Origin of the sequence: Xenorhabdus bharatensis (assembly GCF_037996705.1) — a bacterium.
Taxonomy (GTDB): domain Bacteria; phylum Pseudomonadota; class Gammaproteobacteria; order Enterobacterales; family Enterobacteriaceae; genus Xenorhabdus; species Xenorhabdus bharatensis.
The window spans coordinates 1-429 of the sequence record NZ_JBBMXG010000072.1; the positions used below are offsets into that span (position 1 = coordinate 1).

The 429-nt window shown below is 49.4% G+C and carries 1 tRNA gene; it reads left to right on the forward strand.

The annotated features are described in order from the left end of the window. Nucleotides 1–129 precede the first annotated feature (129 nt). Nucleotides 130–205, forward strand: a tRNA-Ala gene (locus tag AAC855_RS21260). The last annotated feature ends 224 nt before the right edge of the window (nucleotides 206–429 follow it).

The window sequence follows — 429 nt, forward strand, 5'->3', positions numbered from 1 at the left end:
CTCAGGTGGTTAGAGCGCACCCCTGATAAGGGTGAGGTCGGTGGTTCAAGTCCACTCAGGCCTACCAATTCTTCCTTCGGCGGCGTGATTCGCATAAGGGGAATGGCTGTGTAGGACGATACATCTGATGGGGCTATAGCTCAGCTGGGAGAGCGCCTGCCTTGCACGCAGGAGGTCAGCGGTTCGATCCCGCTTAGCTCCACCATTCAACGCCTCTTAAAAATACTATTTCACAATGTATTGAGATACCTCAGTATATTCTGAAATTTTGCTCTTTAACAATCTGGAACAAGCTGAAAATTTGAAACACTCAGTATACGTCGATAAGACGGTATTGAGGAGTCTCTCAAAACCCCAATCCGAAGACACCTTCGGGTTGTGAGGTTAAGCGACTAAGCGTACACGGTGGATGCCTAGGCAGTCAGAGGC